Genomic DNA, 25,071 nt, shown 5'->3' with positions numbered 1-25,071 from the left:
AAGCGGCGCCCTCATTCGGACATCGAGGTCCGGCGGCTTTCGACGTTTACGGCTTGGGCAATTTGCCTTCCCGCAAACGCTCCATAACACGCGAAAGGAAAAGCCATGAGCCACGATACTTACGAGCTCAAGGCCGAAGCGCGCGAACAGGTCGGTAAGGGGTCCGCCCGTGCAGTTCGCCGCAACGGTAAAGTGCCTGCAGTAATCTATGGTGACAAGCAGCCTCCCCTGGCTATCGCTCTCACCTACAAGGACATCTACTACAAGATCCATGGCGGTGGTTTCTTGACCACGATCGCCACGATCGATGTCGACGGCAAGAAGATCCAGGTCCTGCCCAAGGACTTCCAGCTCGACCCGGTCAAGGATTTCCCTGTCCATGTCGACTTCCTGCGCATCGGCAAGGACACCGAAGTCAATGTCGACGTGCCTGTCCACTTCATCAATGAGGACAAGTCGCCAGGCATCAAGCGCGGCGGCGTGCTCAACATCGTGCGTCACGAAGTCGAGTTCCACTGCCCGGCCAATGCGATCCCGGAATTCATCACCGTCGATCTCACCGGTACCAATATCGGCGACTCGATCCACATCTCGGCGGTCAAGCTGCCGGCCGGCGTCAAGCCGGTCATCTCCGATCGCGACTTCACCATCGCGACCATTGCCGGTTCGTCGGCGATGAAGCCGGAGGCGGAAGAGACGGCTGAAGCGGCTGCACCTGAAGCGGCTCCTGCCGCCGAAGAGAAGTAACTCTTTCCCGCCCGGAGCAGACGATGCTTGTCTTTGCAGGCCTCGGCAATCCGGGCGCGAAATACGCTCATAACCGGCACAATGTCGGCTTCATGGCGGCGGACGCTATCGCCCGCCGCCATTCCTTTTCGCCCTGGTCGAAGAAATTCCAGGGCCTGATCGCCGAGGGGACGATTGCCGGCGAAAAGATCATCCTGATCAAGCCGCAGACCTTCATGAACCTGTCCGGCCAGTCGGTCGGCGAAGCCCTGCGCTTCTACAAGCTCGAGCTTTCCGCGCTCACCGTCTTCTATGACGAGATCGACCTCGCCGAAGGCAAGCTGCGCATCAAGACAGGCGGCGGCGCCGGCGGCCATAACGGCATCCGCTCGATCGACGGCCATGTCGGCAACGCCTATCGCCGCGTGCGCATCGGCGTCGGCCATCCCGGCGTCAAGGAAATGGTCCAGCACCATGTGCTCGGCGATTTCGCCAAGGCCGATCGCGAATGGCTCGATCCCTTGCTCGACGCGATCGCCGACAACGCCGCCATGATCGTCAAGGGCGACGAATCCGGCTTCATGAACAAGGCCGCCCTTGCCGTCCAGGGCAAGGCGATAGCCGAGCTGGAAAAGCCGGCGCAGAAGCAGCAGCCCAAACAACAGAGCCACATCCGCCAGGCGCGGTCGCAACAGGCGCCCGCCAAGCTGCCGGAAACCGGCCCGATGGCGGCGATGCTGAAGAAGCTGTTCGGCAACAAGGACTGAGCGGGCACGCATGCGGCCTTACAGGGCTTGACGTTGATCACCCCTATCGCCCATAGCCCTCATCAAATTTCGCTTTTCCGATAGGACTGGACAAAATGGGTTTCAAATGCGGCATCGTTGGCTTGCCCAACGTCGGCAAGTCGACGCTCTTCAACGCGTTGACCAGGACGGCTGCGGCGCAGGCCGCCAACTATCCGTTCTGCACCATCGAACCGAACACCGGCGAGGTGGCGGTGCCCGACCCGCGCCTGCAGAAGATCGCCTCGATCGCCAAGTCGAAGGAGATCATCCCGACCCGCATCTCCTTCGTCGACATTGCCGGCCTGGTGCGCGGCGCCTCGAAGGGCGAAGGGCTGGGCAACCAGTTCCTCGCCAACATCCGCGAGGTCGACGCCATCGTGCATGTGCTGCGCTGCTTCGAGGATGACGACATCACCCATGTCGAGGGCCGCATCGATCCCGTCGCCGACGCCGAGACGGTCGAGACCGAGCTGATGCTCGCCGACCTCGACAGCCTGGAGCGCCGCATCATCCAGATCCGCAAGCGCGCCGGCAGCAAGGACAAGGAAGCCACCGCCGTGCTGCCGATGATGGAGGCGGCGCTCGAGCTGCTGCAGGCCGGCAAGCCGACCCGTGTCCTGCTCAAGGGCATCTCGGCCGAGGATTTGCGCATCCTGCAGGGGCTGAACCTTCTGACCTCGCACCCCGTGCTCTATGTCTGCAATGTCGCCGAGGCCGATGCCGCGACCGGCAACGAACACACCAGGGCCGTGGAAAAGATGGCCGCCGCGCAGGGGGCCGGCACGGTGGTGATCTCGGCCGCGATCGAGGCCGAAGTCGCCCAGCTCTCCGACGAGGAAGAGATGGAGTTCCTGTCCTCGCTCGGCCTCGACGAGCCGGGCCTGAACAAGGTGATCCGCGCCGGCTACGATCTGTTGCATCTCATCACCTATTTCACCGCCGGTCCGAAGGAGACGCGCGCCTGGACCATCCACAAGGGCGACAAGGCCCCGCAGGCCGCCGGCGTCATCCACACCGACTTCGAACGCGGCTTCATCCGCGCCCAGACCATCGCCTATAACGACTTCGTCACGCTGGGCGGCGAAGTGGCGGCCAAGGAAGCCGGCAAGGCGCGCGACGAAGGCAAGGAATATGTCGTCCAGGACGGCGACATCATGCTGTTCAAGTTCAACACCTGACGCCTCAGGCGGCAGACGATGCCCAGCCGTCCTCTGAAAACCGACCTGCCGAACGGGTTTCGCCAGCTGGTTTCCGGCTACCGCTGGCACCCCCAGACCATCGGCCAGTCACAGGCCGGCGTGTTCCGGCTGGCGGCTGACGGCCAGCCGGCCCTGTTTCTGAAATGTGAGCGCAGCGGCCCCTTTGCCGAACTCGCCGATGAGGCCGCGCGGCTGCGCTGGCTTGCCGGACAAGGCATCGCTTGCCCCGATGTGATCACCCTGGAAAGCCATGCCCGTCACGACTGGCTGCTGATGTCGGCCGTCGCCGGCGAGGATCTGGCGTCGGCTGCCGTCGATCCGGCCGATGTCATCGCCATCATGGCCAGCGCGCTTCACGGCCTGCATGCGCTCGACATCCGCTCCTGCCCCTTCGACCATCGCCTCTTCAGGCGGGTCGCGGCCGGGCGGGCCCGCATGGAAGCCGGCGAAGTCGACGAGAGCGATTTCGACGAGGAACGGCAAGGGCGGACCGCCGCCGAGGTCTTCGCCGAGCTTGAGGCGCTCCGGCCGGCGACCGAGGATCTTGTCGTCACCCATGGCGACGCCTGCCTGCCGAATGTCATGGCGACCGAAGGCCGTTTCAGCGGGTTCATCGATTGCGGCCGCCTGGGCGTGGCGGATCGCCACCAGGATCTGGCGCTCGCCTGCCGGAGCATCCGCTACAACATCGGTGAGGCCTGGGTAGAGCCTTTTCTCGAAAGCTACGGGCCGCCAGAAGCCGAGCCGGCGAAATGTTCCTGGTACCGGCTGCTCGACGAGTTTTTCTGAATAACCGAGGTCGACCCCGCCCGACCCGGCCTTGTCTTGATTTCGTCATGCCACAGGTCTAAGCGGCTTGCACACGGTCGCGCACACACGACGAAGTGCCGTGAAATCCGACACGACGCGCATCCGAACGCACCTTCGCAGGGGAGATCTGGCGATGATCAAGGCCTTTGTCGTGGACAATGATCGCCTGCGCGTCGTCGATGACCTGCTGGCCGAGGGCGACAGGGTTGTCTGGGCCGATCTGGTCAGTCCGACCAGGGAAGAAGAAGCCGCCATCGAAAGCTGGCTTGGCGTCGCCATCCCGACCCGCGAGGAGATGGAGGAGATCGAGATTTCCAGCCGTCTCTACATCGAGGACGGCGCCTACTTCATGACCGCCACCTTGCCCGCCCAGACCGAGGTCGACGATCCCCTGATGTCGCCGGTCACCTTCGCGCTTGCCGGCAAAAGGCTGATCACCATCCGCTATCATGAACCGAAGGCCTTCAAGACCTTTCCGCTGCGCGCCGAGAAGGTGGCGACCGGCTGTACCAGCGGCGACACCATCCTGATCGGCCTGCTGGAAGCGATCGTCGACCGTCTCGCCGACATCCTCGAACGCGCCGGCCGCGACATCGAGGGGATTTCGCGCGATATCTTCGAAGCACGCTCGACCAAGGTCTCGAAGCGCAACCGCGACTTCCAGGAACTCTTGAAAGCCATCGGCCGCAAGGAGGACATCGCCTCGTCCGTACGCGACAGCCTGATCTCGCTGCAGCGCCTGGCCGGCTTCCTCGCCCATGTCGCGACCCAGACCAAGATGAGCAAGGATGTCCGTGCCCGCATCAAGACCTTGTCGCGCGACGTGCTGTCGCTCGCCGACCACGCCACCTTCCTGTCGCAGAAGATCTCCTTCCTGCTCGACGCCACGCTCGGCATGATCTCGATCGAGCAGAACGCCATCATCAAGATCTTCTCGGTCGCCGCCGTCATCTTCCTGCCGCCGACGCTGGTCGCCTCGATCTACGGCATGAATTTCGATGTCATTCCCGAGCTGAAATGGCATTTCGGTTATCCCTTCGCCATCGGTCTGATGATCCTGTCGGCGATCCTGCCCTTCTGGTATTTCCGCCGTCGCGGCTGGCTCTGAGCGCCGCCGCCGCGCAGGCTGGCTCACCAGAAAGGACTTGACCAAATCGCTGCCGGCCTGCATCCGGGTTGCCCGATCTTGGGAATTAACCGGATTGCCGACATGACCCGAAAAACATGGGCCTATGAGGATTTCGTCGAGGGCGCCTCGTTCGACCTCGGCGCGAAACAGGTGAGCGCCGCCGAGATCATCGGGTTCGCCAGCGAATTCGATGCCCAGCCGATGCATCTCGACGAGGACGCCGGCAAGGCCAGCATCCTCGGCGGCCTCTCGGCCTCTGGCTGGCACACCTGCGCCATGTTCATGCGCATGCTGTGCGATGCCTTCCTGTTGGACTCCACCTGCCAGGGCTCGCCCGGCGTCGATCAGGTCAAATGGAAGAAACCGGTCCTGGCCGGCGATACGCTCAGGGGCAACCTGGTCGTGCTGGCCAAGCGCCTGTCGCGATCGAAGCCGCAACTCGGTTTCGTCACCATGCGCAGCGAGCTGGTCAACCAGCGCGGCGAAAGCGTCTTCGAGCTCGAGAATTCCGTCATGTTCCTGACGCGCGATGCGGCGGGGTATCAGGCATGACCCTGGATGAATTCTTCCGCATCGGCACCACGATGACGCTGGGCTCGCACACATTCGAGCCCGAGGCGATCAAGGCGTTCGCCCGCAAATACGACCCGCAGATCTTTCACATCGACGAAGAGGCCGCCAGGAAGAGCGTGCTCGGCGGGCTATGCGCCTCCGGCTGGCACACCGCCGCCACCTGGATGAAGCTCAACCTCGAAGCGAGCATGGATGCCGAGGGCGCCAACTGGAACGGCCCCGGCCCGGTCCCGGAATTCGGCCCCTCGCCCGGTTTCAAGAACCTGAAGTGGCTGAAACCGGTCTTTGCCGGCGAAACCGTCACCTTCAGCCGCACCGCGCTATCCCACCGTCCCATCGTCTCGCGTCCCGGCTGGCGAATGCTGTCGCTGCGCGCGGAGGCCTTCGATTCGACCGGCGACAAGGTGCTGGAGTTTGAAAGCGCCGTGCTGGTGAAGGTGGGTGAGTAGCCGGTTCGCGTAAGCGAATTCATCGTGCCAGTGGCACGATGAAAGGCCGACGAACGCCGGGACGCTGCGAAACAGCGGGGACCCGGCCGGGCGGTTGTGATCAATCGCCCCTCAATGCCCCTCGAACCCGATTAGCGTCCTGACCGGCACGCCGAGCGCCTCGAGCTTGGCGCGCCCGCCGAGATCGGGCAGGTCGATGACGAAGCAGGCGGCAAGGATATCGGCGCCGATCTGGCGCAGCAGCCTGACCGCGGCTTCCGCGGTGCCGCCGGTGGCGATCAGGTCGTCGACCAGGATCACCTTCTCGCCGGGGGCAACGCCGTCCTTGTGCATCTCCATCTCGTCCAGCCCGTATTCCAGGCTGTAGGCGACGCGCACCGTCTCGTAGGGCAGCTTGCCCTTCTTGCGGATCGGCACGAAGCCGGCCGAAAGCTGGTGGGCTACGGCGCCGCCCAGGATGAAGCCGCGCGCCTCGATGCCGGCGATCTTGTCGATCTTCTGCCCGGCATAGGGATGAACCAGTTCGTCGATGGCGCGGCGGAAGGCGCGCGCATTGCCGAGCAGCGTGGTGATGTCGCGAAACAGGATGCCGGGCCTGGGATAGTCCGGGATGGTGCGGATCGACGCCAGCAGCGTGTCTTCGAGCGAAGGTTTCATGAAGTGGCTCCGGATGATCCAGCTGACAGGTTTGCAACGGCGCGGGAGACCGATCGTAACCCGGCGCGACCGACAACGGCTAGCGCGATGTGGCGAGCGAGACAAGCGCATCCGGCAAAGGATTGACCTGGCCGGCGCAGCGACCGTCCATGCCGATGCTGTGCCGGTTACCGGAAGCGCAGGTTCTCGCGCGACAATTGTCCGATCGAACTGCACCCCATCAGCTTCATGCCGCGTTCGATCTCGACCCGCATCTGTTCAAGCGCCCGTTCGACACCCGGCTGGCCGGCCGCCGCCAGCGGGAACAGATAGTAGCGGCCAAGGCCCACCGCCTTGGCACCGAGCGACAGCGCCTTCAACACATGGGTGCCACGCTGGACGCCGCCGTCCATGATGACGTCGATGCGGTCGCCGACGGCATCGACGATCTCGGCCAACTGGTCGAATGCCGCCCGCGAACCGTCCAGCTGACGCCCGCCATGGTTGGAAAGCACGATGCCGCTGCAGCCGATCTCGACGGCGCGTTTGGCGTCCTCGACCGACATGACGCCTTTGAGGCAGAACGGCCCCGACCACTGCCTGACCATCTCGGCGACATCGTCCCAGGTCATCGACGGATCGAGCATTTCGGTGAAATAGCGGCTGATCGACATCGTGCCGCCGCCCATGTCGACATGCTCGTCGAGCTGCGGCAGCTTGAACCCCTCATGCGTGAAATAATTGATCGCCCAGGCCGGCTTGAGCGCGAACTGCGCCATCCCCGCCAGGTTGAGCTTGAAGGGAATGGCAAAGCCGGTGCGCTTATCGCGCTCGCGGTTTCCCCCGGTGATGCTGTCGACGGTCAGCATCATCACCTCGACGCCAACTTGCTTCGCCCGCTGCATCATCGCCCGGTTGAGGCCGCGATCCCGGTGGAAATAGAACTGGTAGACTTGCGGACTGGCGCTGATCCCGCGCGCCTCCTCGAGGCTGACGGTGCCGAGCGAGGAGACCCCGAACATGGTGCCGTATTTGGCGGCGGCCTTGGCCACGGCACGCTCGCCCTGATGATGGAAAAGCCGCTGCAGGGCAGTCGGCGAGCAGTAGAACGGCATGGCCAGCTTTTGCCCCATCACCGTCACCGACATGTCGATCTCGCTTACCCCGCGCAGCACGTTGGGAACGAGATCGCAGGTCTCGAAGCTTTCTGTGTTGCGGCGGTAGGTGACCTCATCGTCGGCCGCGCCATCGATGTAGTTGAAGATCGGCCCCGGCAGCCTTCGCCGCGCCATGCGGCGGAAATCGGAAAAGTTATGACAGTCGTTGAGCCGCATCATCGATTTCCCAGGCCATGGCGGGCCAGCCTTTGCCGCCCTTCGATGCGTCGAATATCAATCCGATGCCGCCATGCCAACGGACTAATTGCTGAACCCCGCCGGGCATGGCCGTGAAAAGAAAAAGGGGCGCCTGGAGCGCCCCTCGCATCGAAGCCGGCTGCCGGCGAAGATTACATGCCGAGATCGGAACGAAGCTCGGCCCTGGCCACTTCGTATTCGGCCTTGAAGTCGTCCCGGTTGAGCAGGACAGCGGCAATGACGCTGCCGGAAATCTTGCCCATCTCGACATCGGACGCATAGTGGATGCCGCCAACCTCACGATTGTGGGCGTATTCGGCCGCACGCGCCATGATCTCGGCGCGCTTCTCCGGAACCATGTCGGCCAGGATGATGCCCATCATGGTGCCGACCGTGGCGTGGCCGGACGGCCAGGAGCCGGAGCTCGACAGCTTGACCACCGGCTTGACGAGGTCGCTGAGCTGATGCGGACGCGGGCGCTTCCAGACATCCTTGGCCGGATCGACGACAGCGCCTTCGGTCTCGACCACGCGGTCGAAGAAGGCGCTGAACTTCGGCAGCTTGTCCTTGGTGAAATTCGGCCCCATGACGTTTGCAAAGCGCCAGACATTCTCTTCGGAGTCGGCAACGGCGCTGGCAATCATCTGCGGCGTGCGCGTCACCTGCAGCGTCAGCACCGCGCCGAGTTCGGCCTTGGTCTGCGCCGAATCGTTTGCCGGCGGCGGCGGCAGGATCATCGTCAGGTCGATGTCCTTGTTGGTGACGAAGGGCTTTGCGTCTTCGGCCTGGGCGGCCGAGCCGATGACCAGCAACAGCAGACCAGCAGTCAGCGATGCGTATTTCTTCATGGGTGCGATCCTTTGGTGGGAATGACGCAGGATCGCTGTTGGCGGTGACGGCTATGTGACACAGCCTGTCGCCTGAAATGCAAAAAGGCGCCTTTCGGCGCCTTTTGTGGTCGGTTGGGCGCGCTGCTTAGTGCGCGACGCCTTCCCACACCTTGCGCTTGGTGAGGTAGACCAGCGCCCCGAAGAGCAGCAGGAACACCAGCACGCGGAAGCCCATCTTCTTGCGGTCTTCCATGTGCGGCTCGGCGGCCCAGGTCAGGAAGGCAGCCACGTCGCGGGAATACTGGTCGACGGTCTGCGGCGAACCGTCATCATAGGTCACCTGGCCGTCGGAGAGCGGCTTGGGCATCTTCAGCGACACGCCGGACATGAAGTACGGGTTGTAGTGCGTGCCTTCCGGGATGACCATTCCGGCCGGCGGTGTCTGGTCGTAGCCGGTCAGCAGCGAATGGATGTAATCGGGGCCGCCCGCGTCATACTGGGTGAAGATATCGAAGACGAACTGCGGAAAGCCGCGCTCGACGCCGCGCGCCTTGGCCAGAAGCGACATGTCGGGCGGGGCCGCGCCGCCATTGGAGGCAGCGGCGGCTTCCTCATTGGCGAACGGCGCCGGGAAGTGGTCGGACGGCTTGCCGGGACGGTCGAACATGTCGCCGGCGTCGTTGGGACCGTCATGGATAGTGTATTCGGCGGCCAGCGTCTTGATCTGGGCTTCGTTGTAGCCGAGGTCCGACAGCGTGCGGAACGCCACCAGGTTCATCGAATGGCAGGCCGAGCAGACTTCCTTGTAGACCTTCAGGCCACGCTGCAGCTGCGCCTTGTCATAAGTGCCGAACGGGCCGGTGAAGCTCCAGTTCATTTCCTTCGGTTCGTTGATCGGGAAATGCGTGGGCGCCGCCGCGTTGTGCGCCTCTTCGGCCGCGAACGCTGCGGTGCCGGCGGCCACGAGGCCGACCAGCGCCAGCGAGGTGAGAATCTTTTTCATGCCAAATCCCCTTAGATTCTCTACCGCTCAGCCCTTGGTCTCTGGCGCGGCCGTGGCGCCCGCCGGATGCCCGCTGCCACCCTTGTTCTTTTCGAGCACCGCTTCGGTGATCGAGTTCGGTAGCCTGCGCGGTGTCTCGATCAGGCCAAGCACCGGCAGCGCGATCAGGAAGAAGGCGAAGTAGAACAGCGTCGCCATCTGCGCCATGAACACATAGCTGCCTTCCGCCGGCTGCGAGCCCAGCCAGCCGAGCAGGATGGCGTCGGCCACGAACAGCCAGAAGAACAGCTTGTACCAGGGCCGGTAGACCGCCGAGCGCACCTTGGACGTGTCGAGCCACGGCACCAGGAACAGCATGACGATGGCGCCGAACATGCACAGCACGCCGCCGAGCTTGGAATTGATCGGCCCTATGTTGAAGGTGATGGCGCGCAGGATCGCGTAGAACGGCAGGAAATACCATTCCGGAACGATATGGGCCGGGGTCTTCAGCGGGTTGGCGACCGTGTAATTGTCCGGATGGCCGAGATAGTTCGGCAGGTAGAAGACGAAATAGGCGAAGAAGAACAGGAACACGATCATGCCGAACGCGTCCTTGATGGTCGCGTAGGGCGTGAAGGCGACGGTGTCGGTCTTCGACTTGACCTCGATGCCGGTAGGGTTCGACTGGCCCACCACATGCAGCGCCCAGACGTGGAGCACGACGACGCCGGCAATCATGAACGGCAAGAGGTAGTGCAGCGCGAAGAAGCGGTTCAGCGTCGGATTATCGACGGCGAAGCCGCCGAGCAGCAGTTGCTGGATCCAGTCGCCGACCAGCGGGATGGCGCTGAAGAAGCCGGTGATGACGGTGGCGCCCCAGAAGCTCATCTGCCCCCACGGCAGCACATAGCCCATGAAGCCGGTCGCCATCATCAGCAGGTAGATGATGCAGCCGAGGATCCACAGCAGCTCGCGCGGCGCCTTGTAGGAGCCGTAGTAGAGGCCACGGAAGATGTGGATGTAGACGGCGACGAAGAAGAACGAGGCGCCGTTGGCGTGCATGTAGCGCAACAGCCAGCCGGAATTGACGTCACGCATGATCTTTTCGACGGAGCCGAAGGCGAGATTGGTGTCGGCAGTATAGTGCATGGCCAACACGATGCCGGTCAGGATCTGCGCCACCAGCATGATCGCCAGGATGCCGCCGAAGGTCCAGGCATAGTTGAGGTTACGCGGCACCGGATAGGCGATGAAGCTGTCGTAAACCAGCCGCGGCAGCGGCATGCGGGCGTCGAACCAGCGTTCGATACCGGTCTTGGGCGTATAGGTCGAGTGTCCCTCGCTCATCGAAATATCCCCTGCCTCAACCGATAAGGATCTTGGTATCGGAAATGAATTTGAATACCGGCACAGCCATGTTCTCGGGCGCCGGGCCTTTGCGGATGCGGCCGGCGGTGTCGTACTGCGAACCATGGCACGGGCAGAACCAGCCGCCGAAATCGCCTTCCTGGCCGAGCGGGATGCAGCCCAGATGCGTGCAGACCTGAACCATCACCATCCAGGCTTCCTTGCCGGGCGTGGTGCGGTTGGCGTCGGTCGCCGGCGCGTCGGCCGGCAGATTGGCGTTGCGGGCGATCGGATCCTTGAGATCGGAGAGGTTGACGGCCTCGCCGTCCTTCATTTCCTTTTCGGTGCGGTTGCGCACCACGACCGGCTTGCCGCGCCACTTGACGATCAGCGACATGCCGGGCGTCAGCGAGGCGACATCGACTTCCACCGAGGCGAGCGCCAGCGTCGAGGCATCGGGGCGCATCTGGTCGATGAACGGCCAGGCGACGGCGCCGGCCCCGACCACCGCGGCCATGCCCGTGGCGACATAGAGAAAATCTCGACGATTGGGATCGTGGATGTCGGTTGCGCTCACGGGTGCCTGATCCTTTCGCCTCTTCCGCGCCGGTGGCCGAGCCTTGTTCCCCGCTCAATCACGCCAACCCGACAGCGCATGGCGAACAGGCTAGCGAATTCCTCCGGCATTTGGACTTCGGTTTATGCGTGAAGCCCGTTTTTGTCCAGACGGGTCAAGGCACAAGGGCAGATTGTCGCGGGGACAAAATCCCCTATTGCCCGGCGGGACGGCGAATGGCCGCGAAAGGCGGCTAAACAACCGGGAAATATCAGCAAAATCCGAGGCTCCAGCCTGCCTCGACACAGGGCGCCGGTGTGATCTATCCTCCCAGGCATGGCACACGTCATAGACCGTGAGGAATGGGCGGTTCGCTCCGACCACTGGAAGGGCGAGTTGCAATGCGGCGCCTACGGCTCCAACTCCTGCCTGATCTTCAACTACCTGCCTGATGAAGGCGGTGGCCCGCGACTGCATTCCCACCCCTATGCGGAGATCTTCATCATCCGCCAGGGCACCGGGCTGTTCACCGTCGGCGACAAGGAAATCGAGGCATCCGCCGGCCAGATTGTCATCGTGCCACCGCATACGCCGCACAAATTTACCAATCTCGGTCCGGGCCCGCTGGAAACGACCGACATCCACGAGAACGCCACGTTCATCACAAAGTGGCTGGAGTGACCAGGATCCCCAAAAGTGGATACCGGTTTTCCCGGACAAACGGAGCCTGTTCGTCCAGGGATCCTGGTCAAACAAAGCGCCCTATTTGGCGCCGAGCCTGACCAGCACAGCCCTGGGGATGTCGTATTCGCGGATGACGCCGTCGTGCTTGCGCAGCCCGCACAATTCGCGCTGGATGAAATAGCCGTGCACCGCCTCGGCGGCCTCCTTGAGAAGCCTGGGGCGCAACTGTTCGTCGGCACTGCCGCGCAGCCTGGCCAGCGTTTCCTCGACCTTTTGGCCGGCGCGGCCGAGCGCCGCCGCCTTCTCGGCCAGGATTTCGTGGCCAAGCGCGTCGAAGGCCGCTTCAGCGGCCGAAGAGCCGGCAAGATGAGATGGCGGACGCAAGGACATTTCAGTTCCCCTTCCCGAACACCATGCGGTGGGTGACGAATTCTTCGCCTTCCACGCGCTGAAAGCCAAGCCTTTCATAGAAGCCGAAGGACTCAGGCGGCGCGCGGGTGTTCAACACGGTGAAATAGCGGCGTGCCCGATCGATGACGGTCTCGACCAGCATGCGGCCGAGGCCGGCGCGGCGGTGAGGCGCGCCGACGAACAGGTGCCGGACCCGGCCCTGGTCCCTGCCCCCGGCGTAAGGATCGATGTTCAACCCGCATATGCCGGCGAGGTCGGCGCCCTGCCACGCCCCGAACAATGCCTCGCCGCGTCTCAGGAACTTGTTGCGGCCGCTTGCCCAGCCATCCGCCAGGCGCACCAGCATCCAGTAGCCTTCCAGCCGGCTCTCGTCCTTCAACCTGTCGAAGGCCGGCGTGGTTGGCCGCAGCCGCTTGAGAACGTAGCCGACTTCTGGCGTCCCGCCCATGCGCCTACTCCGCCGGCCGCGTCTCTTCGAGCACGCTTTCCTCGTGATAGAGGAAGCCGCCGGATTGCCGCTTCCACAGCCTTGCATAGAGCCCGTCAAGCGCCACCAGCTCGTCATGCGTGCCTTGCTCGACGATGCGACCGCCGTCGAGCACCACCAGGCGGTCGAGCGCGGCGATCGTCGACAGCCGGTGGGCGATGGCGATGACCGTCTTGTTCTCCATCAGCCGGGCGAGGTTCTCCTGGATCGCCGCCTCGATGTCGGAATCGAGCGCTGACGTCGCCTCGTCGAGGATCAGGATCGGCGCGTCCTTGAGAAAGACACGGGCGATCGCCACGCGCTGGCGCTGGCCGCCCGACAGTTTCACCCCGCGCTCGCCGACAAAGGCCTCGTAGCCGGCCCGATCCCGGTTGTCGCGCAGACCCAGGATGAAATCATGCGCCTCGGCCTTCCTGGCCGCGGCGATCACCTCGGCGTCCGTTGCATCAGGCATGCCGAGCTTGATGTTGTCACGCAGCGAACGGTGGAAGAGCGCCGTATCCTGGCTGACGACGCCGATATTGGCGCGCAGCGAATTCTGTGTCACCTCGGCAACGCTCTGGCCATCAATGGCGATCGACCCGCTTTCCAGGTCGTAGAGCCGCAGGATCAGATTGGCGAGCGTGGTCTTGCCGGCGCCCGATGGCCCGACCAGCCCGACCTTCTCGCCCGGCTTGACGACAAGGTCGATGCCGTTCAGCACGCCGAACCCCTTGCCGTAGTGGAACTCGACATTTTTCACCTCGATGCGTCCGCCGGTCACCACAAGCTCCTTGGCGTCGGGTGCATCGACGAGGCCCAGCGGCTGCGAGATCAGTGCCTTGGAGTTCTCCAGCACGCCGAGATTCCGCAGAATGCCGTTGAGCTGCATCATCAACCGGCCGAGCAGCATGTTGAGCCGCAGCACCAGCGACAGGGTGAAGGCGACCGCGCCGACGGTGATCGAGCCCTCGACCCAGAGATAGACGGCAAAGCAGCCGATCGCCGTGATCATGATGCCCGACAGCGTCGTCAGCGCCATGCGCACGCCGGTCAGCCGGCGGGTGAAGGGGCGCAGCGCGTCGAGATAGATGTCGAAACCGTTCCTGATGTAACGGTCGTCGCCATCGGCCGAGAACAGTTTCAACGTCTGCACGTTGGAATAGGAATCGACGATGCGGCCATTGATCATCGAGCCGGCCTCGGCCGTGGCCTCGGCATTCTTGCGGATCGCCGGCAGATAGAGTCTTGCCAGCAAGCCGAAGGCCACGATCCAGACCACCACCAACGCCGCCAGCCGCAGATCCAACCCTGCGACCAGGGCCAGCGTCGTCACCGTATAGACGAGCATGAACCAGACGACCTCGATGAAGCTTTCCATCAGGTCGCCGGTGGCTTGTCCCGCCTGCCAGACTTTCGTCGCGATGCGGCCGGCGAAATCGTTCTGGAAGAAGGCGTAGGACTGGCGCGAGACATGCCGATGCGCCTGCCAGCGCACCAGATTGTAGAAGCCGGGCGTGATCGTCTGCTCGTCGACCAGCGCCGACAGGCCGACGACGACGGTGCGGATGACCAGCACGACCGCGATCATGAACACCAGTTCGGGGCCGGCGGCGGCCCACAGTGCATGCCAGCTGCGTTCGCCGGGAAGCTGGTCGAGGATATCGACCAGCCGCCCGACGAAGTAGAACAGACCGGCCTCGACCAGCGGCGCGATGCCGCCGATCACCAGCATGGCAAAAAAGGCGAACTTCGCCTGGCCGACATAGTGCCAGAGAAAACCGCCGACGCTCGATGGCGGCCGAAGATTGGCCGGCTCCCTGAACGGGTAGACCCAGTTCTCGAACCAGCGATAGATGGCTGTCATCATGCGGCGGCCATCATTCTGCGGCTTGCCCCTTCGCGATCACGTCGTTGGCGACCTCGGCCGGTATGTCCTCGAGCAGGAACCCGCCCGACTGGCGCTGCCAGAGCTGCGCGTAGAGCCCGCCCCTGGCGACCAGTTCGTCGTGCGAACCTTCCTCGATGACACGGCCCTGATCCATCACCACGAGCCTGTCCATCGCCGCGATGGTCGACAGGCGGTGTGCGATGGCGATGACGGTCTTGCCCTGCATGAGCTTGTAGAGGTTCTCCTGGATGGCCGCCTCCGCCTCGGAATCCAGCGCCGACGTCGCCTCGTCAAGGATAAGTATCGGCGCATCCTTCAACATAACGCGAGCAATGGCGATGCGTTGCCGCTGGCCGCCGGACAATTTGACGCCACGGTCGCCGACATAGGCGTCAAACCCCTTGCGGCCCTTGTGATCCGCGAGGCCGCCAATGAAGTCCAGCGCTTCGGCCCGCCGCGCCGCCTCGACAAGCATCTCGTCCGATGCATCGGGCCGGCCGTAGAGGATGTTCTCGCGCACCGAACGATGCAGCAGCGAGGTGTCCTGCGTGACCATGCCGATCTGGGCGCGCAGCGAATCCTGCTTCACGCCGGCAATCTCCTGGCCGTCGATCAGGATCTTGCCGCTTTCCAGGTCATAGAAGCGCAGGAGCAGATTGACCAGTGTCGACTTGCCGGCGCCCGATCGACCGACAATGCCGACCTTCTCGCCCGGCTTCACCGTCAGCGACAGGTTTTCGATCACGCCTTTCTGCTTGCCATAGTGGAAGCGGATATCCTCGAAGCGGATCTCGCCCCTGGAAACGGCGATCTCCCTCGCGTCCGGCCTGTCCTCGACCAGCCGCGGCAGCGAGATCGAGGCGATTCCATCCTGCACCGTGCCGATATTCTCGAACAGGCCCGACATTTCCCACATGATCCACTGCGACATGCCCCACATCCTGAGCACCAGGCCGATGACCACGGCAACCGCACCGATCGTCACCACTTGCCCCATCCACAGCCACAGCGAGATGGCGGTGACGGAGAACAGCAGCAGGGCGTTCAGAATGTAGAGCGTGCCGAAAAGCACCGTCACCAGCCGCATCGACCGGTAGACCGTGTCGAGGAAGCCCATCATGCCTTCCCTGGCGAAAGTCGCCTCGCGCTTGGCATGGCTGAACAGCTTGACCGTCTGGATGTTGGAGTAGCTGTCGACGACGCGGCCGGTCATGACCGAGCGCGCATTGGCCTGCTCCTCGCCGACCTTGCCCAGGCGCGGGATGAAGTAGCGCAGCAAGAGGACGTAGCCGACCAGCCAGACCGCGAGAGGCGCGGCCAGCCGCCAGTCGGCCGAGCCGACGATCAACAGCATGCCCAGGAAATAGACGATGACGTAGTTGAGCACGTCGATCACCTTGATGACGCATTCGCGCACGGCGAGCGCCGTCTGCATCAGCTTGGTGGCGATGCGGCCGGCGAACTCGTCCTGGTAGAAGCTCATCGACTGGTTGAGCAGGTAGCGGTGCACCTGCCAGCGGATGCGCATGGGATAATTGCCCATCAGCGTCTGCTGGTTGAGCAGCGAATGCACCCATACCGTGCCCGGCAGCGCGAACAGCACGATGAAGGCCATTGCAGCGAGCTTCCAGCCCTCCGTCTGCAGGAAGGTTTCGCGATTCTGCCCCGACAGCCAGTCGACGATGCTGCCGAGGAAGCCGAACATCCACACTTCCGCTATGGCGATGGCCGCAACCAGCACCGCGTCGACGAGGATATAGGGCCATGCACCGCGCGTATAATGCAGGCAGAAGGCGACCAGCGTCTTGGGCGGCTCTACCGGTTCCGCTGCCGGGAACGGATCGAGCCTTCTTTCAAACCAGTTAAACAACAACATGGGTCATGCTCTTAAATCTGTTTTCCGCTCACGCGGCTTGGCGACGTACGAAGTCCCCGGCGGCGCCGAGGGCCGACGGTCCGGAATCATCCGGACCGTCGGCCCTGCTTCGCGCAATATAGGGGTTCGCGGGCTTTTCGCCGACAGGCTCGCTTGACGATCCTGACGGGGCGGTGTCGACAAGCCGGATTTTCGCGCCCGGCCGGATCAGCCGGATGATCCGGCGCACCAGCGAAGGCCGGCTCGGATCGGGCACCGCGCGCGAAAAATCGACATCCGGCAGCATGCCGCGATGCGGGCGGCGACGGACTTCGGCATGGACCACCGACGAATAGGTGTCGCCGATCAGCAGCGCCCAGGTCGGCAGCCGGTGGATATGCAGGCTCCTCGAGCCAGGTATTCTGTAGGGATCGAACATCGGTCCGTCCTCCGTATGAAAATAGAGATGGAAAGGCGAAGCAACGTCGTCCGCCGGCATTCGGCCGGAGGCGCGGATTGCGTCTGTCTGGACACGGCGAGCGTCAGTCCAGGCATGCTCAGTTCGGGCGTTCAGCCCTTTTGACTTTTTGAAAAACATCGCAGGATTCCTTCGAGAGCCGAAAAATTGTTTCGGCGGGAATCGGTGCGATCAAGTCTTAGAGAGTCAGGAGAATTGTCGAACCGAAGCCGCCGGCAGGCGTACAAGCCCACGAGAGGGGCGCTGGATGTGCATGGTCATCATGAGTGTCCCCTCCATCGGTTCGGGTTGACAATGCGACTGACATACCCGACTTCGCAGAAAATGGCCACCCGCAGGTCCAGCAATTTCCAAAACCGGGAAGCTCCTGTGGCCGATCTGCCACTTATTAGAAGGACGCGGAAATGAACCGTCGTCTCCGCATCGCGCTCTACCAGCCGGACATTGCCGGCAATACCGGGACAATCCTGCGCTTCGCCGCGTGCCTCGGCCTCGGCGTCGATATCATCGAACCGGCCGGCTTTCCGCTTTCCGACAAGGCGCTCAAGCGCGCCGGCATGGACTACCTCGAAATGGCTGCCCTGACCCGGCACATTGACTGGAACGCCTTCGAGGACTGGCGCAGGAAGGACAGGCACCGGCTGGTGCTTCTGTCGACCAAAGCTGCGGCCCCCTACACCAACTTCAGCTTTGCGGACGGCGACATCCTCCTGTTCGGCCGCGAATCCGCAGGCGTGCCGGATCTTGTCCATCAGGCCGCGGATGCGCGGCTGACCATCCCCATGCAGGGCAGCGCGCGCAGCATCAATGTCGCGCTCTCCGTCGCCATGGTGGCGGGCGAAGCCGTTCGGCAGCTCGGATAGGATCCGCGGCCCGTCGACGGCCCTGCCGTCGCCGACGGCAGCGGTTTCTCCGGCCATTCTCACCCAGGCGCACATCGCCTTCTCCTGTCATTTGCCCAATCGATGTTTCTTCGCTACAAGCTCAACTTAACTTGAGGTCAAGCGGAAAATCGGAAATGGCTCCAGTAACGGAATTGACGGTCGGCCAGGTGGCCATGCGCAGCGGCGTCGCGGTGTCGGCACTGCATTTCTATGAAGCGCGCGGGCTGATCCGCAGCCACCGCACGTCCGGCAACCAGCGCCGCTATGGCCGCGACGTGCTGCGGCGGGTGGCGATCATCAAGGTCGCGCAGGAGGTCGGCATCTCGCTGGCCGAGATCGGCGAGGCACTGGCCTCCCTGCCCGAAGGCCGCACGCCGACCCGCGACGACTGGAGCCTCTTGTCGACCGCATGGCGCGATGCGCTCGACCACAAGATCGACCAGTTGAAGAAACTGCGCGACGGGCTGACCGACTGCATCGGCTGCGGCTGCATGTCGATCGACAAATGCCCGCTCAGGAACAAGGGCGACCGGCTGGCCAGGGAAGGAACTGGGGCGCGCAGGCTGGTTCTTCCTTCTTCCCGTTCACGGGAAGAAGGTGCCTGAAAGGCGGATGACGGGCCAGCCCCAGCATTGAAAAATTCGCGCTGCCCTCACCTGCCTGCCGGTATCCTCTCCCGCAAGCGGCGCGAGGAAATTCTAGTCCGCCACCGGCAACCGCCTGATGGTGAATTCGATCAAATCACCCGGCCGCTCGAACCAGCTTTCGATCTCGGTCCAGTAGGCCTGCTTGGGAAAGCGCTCGAACCATTCCTTGGCCTTGAGGCGGGCATCGGAGCGCGGCAGGACGAAGGTTTCGCGCAAAAAGCCGTCGCGCGGCATGCGGGCGCGTTCAGCCCGGCTTTGGTCGAGCCTCTTCTTCAGGCCATCCAGCGGCGGTCTTGCCGGCGTGCGCACGAAACAACTCCTTGCACAGCAGCGCATGACCCCGAAACCGGATTTCGGAAAGGATCATGCGCAAAACCAAAGTGACTTGACCCTGTCCTTTAAGAGATTAGGGATCGCGCCCGGAAAAGACGAGTCTTTTGTCGACTCACCGCCCAGCAACCGGAGAAGGCGCTTTGGAACGACCTGAAATACCAGCTGGCCTGCCCGCCGACATCGAAGAGAAGAAGATGAAGGCGCGCCTGTGGTTCGAGGCGCTGCGCGAACGCATCTGCGGTGCCTTCGAGCAGATCGAGCAGGATCTCCAGGGGCCGCTGGCCTCATGGTCGCCGGGCCGCTTCGAAAAGACGCCGTGGGAGCGTGACGAGGGCAAGGGTGGCGGCGGCACCATGTCGATGATGCATGGCCGCGTCTTCGAGAAGGTCGGCGTCCACACCTCGACCGTTTACGGCGAGTTCTCGCCCGAATTCAGGAAGCAGATGCCCGGCGCCGAGGAAGACCCGCGTTTCTGGGCCTCCGGCATCTCGCTGATCGCGCACCCCTGGAACCCCAACGTTCCGGCCGTGCACATGAACACGCGCATGGTGGTCACCTCGAGGCAATGGTTCGGCGGCGGCGCCGATCTGACGCCGGTGCTCGACCGCCGCCGCACTCAGGACGACCCTGACACTGTCGCCTTCCACCGCGCCATGCAGTTCGCTTGCGAAAAGAACGCCGCCGTCGCCGACCACCCGAAATTCAAGGCCTGGTGCGACGAGTACTTCTTCCTGCCCCACCGCAACGAGCCGCGCGGCGTTGGCGGCATCTTTTTCGACTGGCTGAATTCCGCCGAGGACAAGGGCGGCTGGAACGCCGACTTCAACTTCGTCCAGGACGTCGGACGCTCCTTCCTCGTCGTCTACGGCCACCTCGTGCGCGCCAATTTCAACGAGAACTGGACGGACGGCGACCGCGATGAACAGCTCATCCGCCGTGGCCGCTATGTCGAGTTCAACCTGCTTCACGACCGCGGCACCATCTTCGGCCTGAAGACCGGCGGCAATGTCGCCTCGATCCTCTCCAGCCTGCCGCCCGAGGTGCGCTGGCCGTAAGGTCAGCCGGAGCAATTCCGTCTGGAATTGCGTCAAGCCAGCGAGGCAGGGAGGGCGGTGCACGATGCTTTGATGCAACCAGACCGCCCCTCCCGTGTTATAGTCCTCGCCCTGCCCGCGTCCGGGAATGGACCCTGGGCCAAAAATGTGGCGGAGCCCCGACCGGCTCCCTGGAGGAAAAGGAGAAATCCGATGAAGCAGTTTCACTGCGGCTCGCTTGTTCCCGGCTGTGAGTGGCACACCCGTGCCGACGAGGAAGCCGAAGTGATGCGCCGTGCCGTCGAACATATGCGCGAGACGCATGGCGAGACGACCATCCGCGAAACCATGATCGAGGCGATCCGCTCGCGCATCGAGAAGGTTCGCGACGCCGCGTAGGCTTTGCCCTGACAGGAGCCATCGGCAACGGAAAACCAGCCGCGTTGGCGCTTCAAGATTGGCTGGAAGCGCCATCGCGAACGCCGGGCGAGCCGGACCCCGCAGGGTCAAAAATTATATTTGCCTCAGCTAAAGTAAACCGCACGGTAACCGAACCCGTGCCACCGTCGCGCGGATAATCCGGCTACAGTGGGCTGCCAGAGAAGCCCGTCGCCACCAGGGCACTGATCCGGACCGGTGGGGCGAGGTGTTTCGCGCATGCGCGAAAAGTCCGGCAGTCGAAGGAGGTTCCGCACGGTGGCGCTCCTGCTGTGCGCGCTCATCGGGGCGTTCCCGGCTGCAGCACAGGAAATGACGACATCGCTGGTCGACATACATCAGGGCTCGCCACTCAGCGATCGCGCGAGAAGCCTGGGCAATGGCGGCTACGAACTGCAGAACGGGACCTTTGTTTCGTTCAACCAATGGTACCGCGCGCGCTGGGTCGACATGCATGTGGACCTGCTCACCCAGATCACCGAAGATACCGGCATCCTTTGGGGCTTTGGAACCGGCGAAGAGGGCGAGAAGTATCGGGTCGAGCCCAGCCTCAAGCTCGGGTTCGTCACCCAGATGCATCCGAACCCGAACAGCACGCTTTCCCTTTCGCTCACCACCACCATCGGCGGCAAGCTTACCGAAAAAGCCTGCGAAGCCGACTACGGTGATTTTGGCACCTACAGCGTCAATTGCCGGCTTGCGGCGAGCCAGTTGGCGCCTGAGGAAACCTTGAAATATCTGGTTAACGCTAAACCGGAGAGCCAGCACATCTGGCTGAATTACCGTGTAACTTTCTGATCGCCGGGAGGATGAAAAATGAGAAGATCATCCTGCCCCGAAATGCGCGATCACCCGTCTTGGTTCTTGTTTGAACGGAGTAAGATCATGTCACGGAGTTGCTTGAAATTCGGCGTCGCCACGGCTCTCGCCATCCTGTCGGCACCGATGGCGTCGGCGCAGGAGGCGGTCAACGCGGACGAGATGGCCGCGCTGTGCCACGGCGGCGGTCTGTCCACCTGCGTCAGCGCAACGATCCCGGCCGCGGGCATGCAAGTGGTACAGGGGTGGATGAGCCCCGACGTTGGCGCCGCCTGGGCCGCGGGATACAAGGGCAAGGGCGTCACGATTACGATCGTCGACGATTTCTCCAGTACGTCGCGCTTTTCCGGCAATTTCGGTGTCGGGGCTCAAACCCAGCGCCACGGCGAATGGACGCGTGAGGAAACCGCCATGATCGCGCCCTTGGCGACCATCCGGTCGAAGGATTTCTCAACCGGCTCGGCCGTCGGCCTGGCGCCCGGCCTGAATGTGCTCAATCTGAGCTACGGCATGTACGCCAAGGCGGGCTACCGCTCGAACCAGATCGGGTGGGCCCAGGAGGAAGCCTCCATCATCTCTTATGCCAACAACGGAACGGCAGTCGTTTCGAAAGCCGCGGGCAACGATTCGGTTGCCGTGGGCGGGATCACGAACGGCCAGCAGGACTATCTCGACCTTGCCCTGATCGGAAAACCATCCGCGATCTTCGTCGGCGCACTGTCCACCAACGGCACGACGTCCAGCAAGGCCCAGCTTGCCTGGTATTCCAACACCGCCGGCTCCAATGCGGCGGTGCAAAGCCACTTCCTGGTGGTTGGTGTCGATGGCAGCAAGACGGGCCTTTATGGCACCTCCTTCGCCGCGCCGATCATTTCAGGATACGCGGCGATCATCGGCAGCAAATTCACCAAGGCCACGGCGACCCAGATCACCAACGACCTGCTCAACACGGCACGTACCGACACGCTGGTCAACTATAACCCTTCCGTCTACGGCAAGGGCGAGGCAAGCCTTTCGCGCGCCCTGGCCCCCGTGGCGATCAAGTAGGAGAGCGACATCGGTTTTTGATCGGCGACGCCAGACCGCAGGCGCGGCCGTCCGGCCAGGCTCCAGTCTAAGTTTCGAGCGCCTTCGCGGCGCGGTCGAGCAGCGCGCCGCGATCAGGGGCAAATCCGGCCTCGATCCATTCCGCCTCGAGGTTCTTGAGGATTTCGCCGAGCTTTGGCCCAGGCGTTGCGCCGAGCGCCGTCAGATCGGCGCCTTTCAGCGGAAACGCCGGTTTTTCCCATTTGAGCGCGAAGGCCAGCAGGCGCGAAAAGCCGCCGGCTTCGAGCAGCGCGTCAGTGTCCTCGACAGCGCGCACCCTGGCCCCGGCAAGCGACAGCCGCAGGCGGTCAACAAACCCTTGCCGCTCGCCGCGATAAAGCCTTTTCGCCAGTTCGCCCTCGGTCGTCTTCGGCTCGACGGCGGTGGCCACTGCCCAGTGGCGCAAGCGGTCGGATTCCGCGGTCGAAAACCGGAGCCGCTCGGCGAGCGTCTTCATGCGCGCTGCATCCGGCGGCACGATCGCCTCAAGCCGCAGCATCGGGTCCGCCGGCCAGCCCAGATCCTTCTCGGCCTTGGTCAGCCCGTGGATGGCGTCGATGCCCCATTTCTCGCTTTCCGGCAGCGCGGCGGTCAGGACACCAGCCTGGCGCATCCACAGCAGCGCCCGCGAGGGGTCAGGCGCCGAAAGCAGTTTCTTCAGTTCGGACCAGACACGTTCCGCCGAAAGTTGCGCCAGGCCCTCCTTCAGCCGGGCGCAGGCTTTCAGCCCCTCGGCATCCGGCCGGCCTTCGCCATACCAGGCGAAGAAGCGGAAGAAACGCAGGATGCGCAGATAATCCTCGCGGATGCGTGCTTCCGCATCGCCGATGAAGCGCAGCCGCCGCGCCTCGATATCGGCGATACCGCCGACCAGGTCGACGATGCTGCCGTCGGCCTCGGCATAGAGCGCGTTGATGGTGAAGTCGCGCCGCTCGGCATCCAGCTTCCAGTCGCGCCCGAACGACACTTTGGCGCGGCGGCCGTCGGTCTCGACATCGGCGCGCAAGGTGGTGATTTCATAGGGCTTGCCGCCGGCGACCACAGTGATGGTGCCGTGCTCGATGCCGGTCGGCACCGGCTTGAAACCTTCCGCCTCGGCGCGGCGGATGGTTTCGTCGGGCAAACAGGTCGTGGCGATGTCGACATCAGCGACCGGCTGGCCCATCAGCGTGTTGCGCACCGCGCCGCCGGCGATACGCGCCTCTTCACTGCCTTGCGAAAGGGCGGAAAGCAGGCGCTGCAAATGCTTGTCGGCAAGCCAGTTGGCCCTGCCAGCGATCGAAACACTCACGCATAGAGCCTTTCATAGAGCGTGCGGATGATGCCGGCGGTGACGCCCCAGATACGCCGGTCGCCATAGGGCATGTCGTAAAAGAACCATTCGAGATCGTTCCACATGCGGCTGTCCCTGATATGGTTCGCAGGGTCCATCAGGAAGCGCAGCGGCACTTCGAACGCGGCATCGACCTCGTCGATGTTCAAGGTCAACCCGAAGCCGGGCCGCACGATGCCCAGGACAGGCGCTATGCGGTAGCCGCTGCCGGCGACGTAGTCGGGCATGCGGCCGATGATCTCGATGCGGTCCTGGTCGAGGCCGATCTCCTCGAAGGTTTCACGCAGCGCCGCCGCCTCCGGGCTGGCATCGGTGGCATCGATGGTGCCCCCGGGAAAGGCCACCTGCCCCGAATGGCTGCGCAGCTTTTCGGCCCGTTTGGTCAACAGAACCGTCGCCTCGCCGTCATGATCGACCACCGGGATCAGCACCGCCGCATTGCGCAGCGGCTTGCCCTGGTTCAGCCGCGGATGACCCGGATTGAAGCGATGGTCGCCATAGTCGTCGCCGGCATGCGCATCCGGCTGCGCGGCGAAGCGCGCGCGAAAATCAGCCGATGAGAACGGCACCCGTGACAGCTGGTCCATCATGCGCTCAGCCGTTTCAACTGGTCCGCCGGCATGATCGGAAACACCGCGCCCTTGGAGCGAACGGCAAACATGATCTTGCCGCCGATCTCGATCTCCTCGCCATGCCCGACCAGTTCATACATGACAGGCCGCCCCACCAGCGCTTCCAGCCGTCCGCGCACCAGCACATAGGGCTTCAGGCCGCCTGTCTCGTTCTCGTCGACGAAGCGCAGCGGCCGTTCCGGCCCGGCCTCGACCACATCGCCGACATTGGTGCGGAAGGTGATGATCTGTTCGTCGCCACTGCCCGAAACGTCCATTTCGACGGCGATGAACGGCGCATCGGCGACGCGGATGCCGACCTTTTCCACAGGCGTCACCAGATAGGTCCTGCCGTCCGCGTCCTTGCGCAGCACGGAGGAGAAAAGCTGCACCAGCGGCATGCGGCCGATCGGGGTGCCGAGATAAAACCAGGTGCCGTCGGCCTTGATCTCCATGTCGAGATCGCCGCAGAAGTCGGGATTCCAGCGCTCGACGGGCGCCGCGCCCTTGCCGGCACGCGCCGCGCGCGAGATCAACGCCTCCAGGCCGCGCGCCTCGGTTGCCTGCGTAAGGCTTTGTTGGCGATGTTCGTCGTGTTCCGTCATCGTCACGAAATAGTCACTGTTGTTCCGCTTGTCAGCCTAAGTCTGTGATTTAAGTTCGACCATAGGCGCTACGCGAGGCCGAATCGCGGCGACATATGATATGGTGCGGGCCG

Annotated in this window: 29 protein-coding genes; 14 read left to right on the top strand and 15 right to left on the bottom strand. The window is 63.5% G+C overall.

The genetic code is table 11. The features are described from left to right. The first annotated feature begins 105 nt into the window (after positions 1-105). The 7 genes from AC1DPX_RS24255 (at position 106) to AC1DPX_RS24225 (ending at position 5,674) form a co-directional block, all read left to right on the top strand. Positions 106-747 carry a 50S ribosomal protein L25/general stress protein Ctc gene (locus AC1DPX_RS24255; RefSeq protein WP_477239904.1) on the top strand — a complete coding sequence of 214 codons (642 nt, stop codon included), beginning with the start codon at positions 106-108 and terminating at the stop codon, positions 745-747. 23 nt (positions 748-770) lie between these two features. Next, positions 771-1,493, top strand: coding sequence for an aminoacyl-tRNA hydrolase (gene pth, locus AC1DPX_RS24250; RefSeq protein WP_202358220.1), 723 nt, complete (start codon positions 771-773; stop codon positions 1,491-1,493). Positions 1,494-1,588: 95 nt separating this feature from the next. Beyond that, complete coding sequence (gene ychF / locus AC1DPX_RS24245) at positions 1,589-2,692, top strand: redox-regulated ATPase YchF (RefSeq protein WP_477239903.1); 1,104 nt, start codon at positions 1,589-1,591, stop codon at positions 2,690-2,692. An 18-nt stretch (positions 2,693-2,710) separates the two neighbouring features. Next, positions 2,711-3,502 (top strand): APH(3')-II family aminoglycoside O-phosphotransferase, encoded by a 792-nt coding sequence (locus AC1DPX_RS24240; RefSeq protein ID WP_477239902.1) that lies wholly within the window; start codon positions 2,711-2,713, stop codon positions 3,500-3,502. 154 nt (positions 3,503-3,656) lie between these two features. Beyond that, positions 3,657-4,631, top strand: a complete 975-nt coding sequence (gene corA / locus AC1DPX_RS24235; RefSeq protein WP_477239901.1) for a magnesium/cobalt transporter CorA — start codon at positions 3,657-3,659, stop codon at positions 4,629-4,631. Positions 4,632-4,733: 102 nt separating this feature from the next. Next, entirely contained in the window at positions 4,734-5,204 is a 471-nt protein-coding gene (locus tag AC1DPX_RS24230; protein WP_477239900.1) for a MaoC family dehydratase, read from the top strand. Continuing rightward, a complete protein-coding gene (locus AC1DPX_RS24225) occupies positions 5,201-5,674 on the top strand; it encodes a MaoC family dehydratase (protein ID WP_202358215.1) in 474 nt (157 codons plus the stop codon). Before AC1DPX_RS24230 ends, AC1DPX_RS24225 begins: the two co-directional genes overlap by 4 nt. Positions 5,675-5,785: 111 nt before the next feature. Here AC1DPX_RS24225 and AC1DPX_RS24220 read toward each other — a convergent pair whose 3' ends face one another. The 6 genes from AC1DPX_RS24220 to petA all read right to left on the bottom strand — a co-directional run bounded on the left by AC1DPX_RS24220 (position 5,786) and on the right by petA (position 11,404). Further along, complete coding sequence (locus AC1DPX_RS24220; RefSeq protein WP_477239899.1) at positions 5,786-6,331, bottom strand: adenine phosphoribosyltransferase; 546 nt, start codon at positions 6,329-6,331, stop codon at positions 5,786-5,788. Positions 6,332-6,498: 167 nt separating this feature from the next. Next, positions 6,499-7,644, bottom strand: coding sequence for an alpha-hydroxy acid oxidase (locus AC1DPX_RS24215; protein WP_477239898.1), 1,146 nt, complete (start codon positions 7,642-7,644; stop codon positions 6,499-6,501). 173 nt (positions 7,645-7,817) lie between these two features. Further along, positions 7,818-8,513 carry an acid phosphatase gene (locus tag AC1DPX_RS24210; protein WP_477239897.1) on the bottom strand — a complete coding sequence of 232 codons (696 nt, stop codon included), beginning with the start codon at positions 8,511-8,513 and terminating at the stop codon, positions 7,818-7,820. Positions 8,514-8,640: 127 nt separating this feature from the next. Next, complete coding sequence (locus tag AC1DPX_RS24205) at positions 8,641-9,498, bottom strand: cytochrome c1 (RefSeq protein WP_202358211.1); 858 nt, start codon at positions 9,496-9,498, stop codon at positions 8,641-8,643. Positions 9,499-9,525: 27 nt separating this feature from the next. Beyond that, the gene (locus tag AC1DPX_RS24200) at positions 9,526-10,827 is read right to left on the bottom strand and encodes a cytochrome b (RefSeq protein WP_202358210.1); all 1,302 of its coding nucleotides are present in this window, start codon (positions 10,825-10,827) and stop codon (positions 9,526-9,528) included. Positions 10,828-10,843: 16 nt separating this feature from the next. Beyond that, on the bottom strand, positions 10,844-11,404 hold the full coding sequence (gene petA, locus AC1DPX_RS24195) for a ubiquinol-cytochrome c reductase iron-sulfur subunit (protein ID WP_010911121.1): 561 nt from the start codon (positions 11,402-11,404) through the stop codon (positions 10,844-10,846). 315 nt (positions 11,405-11,719) lie between these two features. Here petA and AC1DPX_RS24190 point away from each other — a divergent pair, with 315 nt between their 5' ends. Then, entirely contained in the window at positions 11,720-12,064 is a 345-nt protein-coding gene (locus tag AC1DPX_RS24190) for a cupin domain-containing protein (RefSeq protein WP_477239896.1), read from the top strand. A gap of 81 nt (positions 12,065-12,145) precedes the next feature. Here the strand turns inward: AC1DPX_RS24190 and AC1DPX_RS24185 are convergent, their stop codons facing one another. From AC1DPX_RS24185 to AC1DPX_RS24165, 5 genes are read right to left on the bottom strand one after another with little or no spacing between them, the layout of a single operon-like run. After that, positions 12,146-12,457, bottom strand: coding sequence for a DUF6665 family protein (locus AC1DPX_RS24185; RefSeq protein WP_477239895.1), 312 nt, complete (start codon positions 12,455-12,457; stop codon positions 12,146-12,148). 1 nt (position 12,458) lies between these two features. After that, positions 12,459-12,926, bottom strand: a complete 468-nt coding sequence (locus AC1DPX_RS24180) for a GNAT family N-acetyltransferase (protein ID WP_477239894.1) — start codon at positions 12,924-12,926, stop codon at positions 12,459-12,461. A 4-nt stretch (positions 12,927-12,930) separates the two neighbouring features. Continuing rightward, complete coding sequence (locus AC1DPX_RS24175) at positions 12,931-14,814, bottom strand: ABC transporter ATP-binding protein (protein ID WP_477239893.1); 1,884 nt, start codon at positions 14,812-14,814, stop codon at positions 12,931-12,933. Positions 14,815-14,824: 10 nt separating this feature from the next. Beyond that, a complete protein-coding gene (locus AC1DPX_RS24170) occupies positions 14,825-16,711 on the bottom strand; it encodes an ABC transporter ATP-binding protein (RefSeq protein ID WP_477239892.1) in 1,887 nt (628 codons plus the stop codon). Positions 16,712-16,739: 28 nt separating this feature from the next. Next, positions 16,740-17,129 carry a hypothetical protein gene (locus tag AC1DPX_RS24165; RefSeq protein WP_477239891.1) on the bottom strand — a complete coding sequence of 130 codons (390 nt, stop codon included), beginning with the start codon at positions 17,127-17,129 and terminating at the stop codon, positions 16,740-16,742. A 443-nt stretch (positions 17,130-17,572) separates the two neighbouring features. Here AC1DPX_RS24165 and AC1DPX_RS24160 point away from each other — a divergent pair, with 443 nt between their 5' ends. Together AC1DPX_RS24160 and soxR are read left to right on the top strand one after the other, a co-directional pair. Further along, positions 17,573-18,031, top strand: coding sequence for a tRNA (cytidine(34)-2'-O)-methyltransferase (locus tag AC1DPX_RS24160; protein WP_202358203.1), 459 nt, complete (start codon positions 17,573-17,575; stop codon positions 18,029-18,031). Positions 18,032-18,186: 155 nt separating this feature from the next. Then, a complete protein-coding gene (gene soxR / locus AC1DPX_RS24155) occupies positions 18,187-18,657 on the top strand; it encodes a redox-sensitive transcriptional activator SoxR (RefSeq protein WP_477239890.1) in 471 nt (156 codons plus the stop codon). 93 nt (positions 18,658-18,750) lie between these two features. Here soxR and AC1DPX_RS24150 read toward each other — a convergent pair whose 3' ends face one another. Beyond that, positions 18,751-19,008, bottom strand: a complete 258-nt coding sequence (locus tag AC1DPX_RS24150) for a hypothetical protein (RefSeq protein ID WP_027030665.1) — start codon at positions 19,006-19,008, stop codon at positions 18,751-18,753. A gap of 164 nt (positions 19,009-19,172) precedes the next feature. On the opposite strand from AC1DPX_RS24150, the gene hemF reads away from it, so the two are divergent. From hemF to AC1DPX_RS24130, 4 genes are all read left to right on the top strand, one after another. Next, positions 19,173-20,087 carry an oxygen-dependent coproporphyrinogen oxidase gene (gene hemF, locus AC1DPX_RS24145; RefSeq protein ID WP_477239889.1) on the top strand — a complete coding sequence of 305 codons (915 nt, stop codon included), beginning with the start codon at positions 19,173-19,175 and terminating at the stop codon, positions 20,085-20,087. Positions 20,088-20,279: 192 nt separating this feature from the next. After that, on the top strand, positions 20,280-20,465 hold the full coding sequence (locus AC1DPX_RS24140) for a DUF1059 domain-containing protein (protein WP_027047304.1): 186 nt from the start codon (positions 20,280-20,282) through the stop codon (positions 20,463-20,465). A gap of 258 nt (positions 20,466-20,723) precedes the next feature. Next, positions 20,724-21,302 (top strand): hypothetical protein, encoded by a 579-nt coding sequence (locus tag AC1DPX_RS24135; protein WP_477239888.1) that lies wholly within the window; start codon positions 20,724-20,726, stop codon positions 21,300-21,302. A gap of 87 nt (positions 21,303-21,389) precedes the next feature. Beyond that, positions 21,390-22,370: a S8 family serine peptidase gene (locus tag AC1DPX_RS24130; protein WP_477239887.1), complete on the top strand. Its 981-nt coding sequence runs from the start codon at positions 21,390-21,392 to the stop codon at positions 22,368-22,370. 67 nt (positions 22,371-22,437) lie between these two features. On the opposite strand, the gene AC1DPX_RS24125 is transcribed toward AC1DPX_RS24130, so the two are convergent. The 3 genes from AC1DPX_RS24125 to AC1DPX_RS24115 are packed head-to-tail and all read right to left on the bottom strand — an operon-like array spanning position 22,438 to position 24,958. Then, positions 22,438-23,700 carry a CCA tRNA nucleotidyltransferase gene (locus AC1DPX_RS24125; protein WP_477239886.1) on the bottom strand — a complete coding sequence of 421 codons (1,263 nt, stop codon included), beginning with the start codon at positions 23,698-23,700 and terminating at the stop codon, positions 22,438-22,440. Continuing rightward, positions 23,697-24,329, bottom strand: coding sequence for a CoA pyrophosphatase (locus tag AC1DPX_RS24120; RefSeq protein ID WP_202358197.1), 633 nt, complete (start codon positions 24,327-24,329; stop codon positions 23,697-23,699). Before AC1DPX_RS24120 ends, AC1DPX_RS24125 begins: the two co-directional genes overlap by 4 nt. After that, positions 24,329-24,958, bottom strand: a complete 630-nt coding sequence (locus tag AC1DPX_RS24115) for a DUF1285 domain-containing protein (protein ID WP_477240096.1) — start codon at positions 24,956-24,958, stop codon at positions 24,329-24,331. Before AC1DPX_RS24115 ends, AC1DPX_RS24120 begins: the two co-directional genes overlap by 1 nt. Between the last annotated feature and the right edge of the window lie 113 nt (positions 24,959-25,071).

It is taken from the genome of Mesorhizobium sp. 01N446, from assembly GCF_056399285.1.
This window is presented reverse-complemented; position numbering and strand designations above follow the sequence as displayed.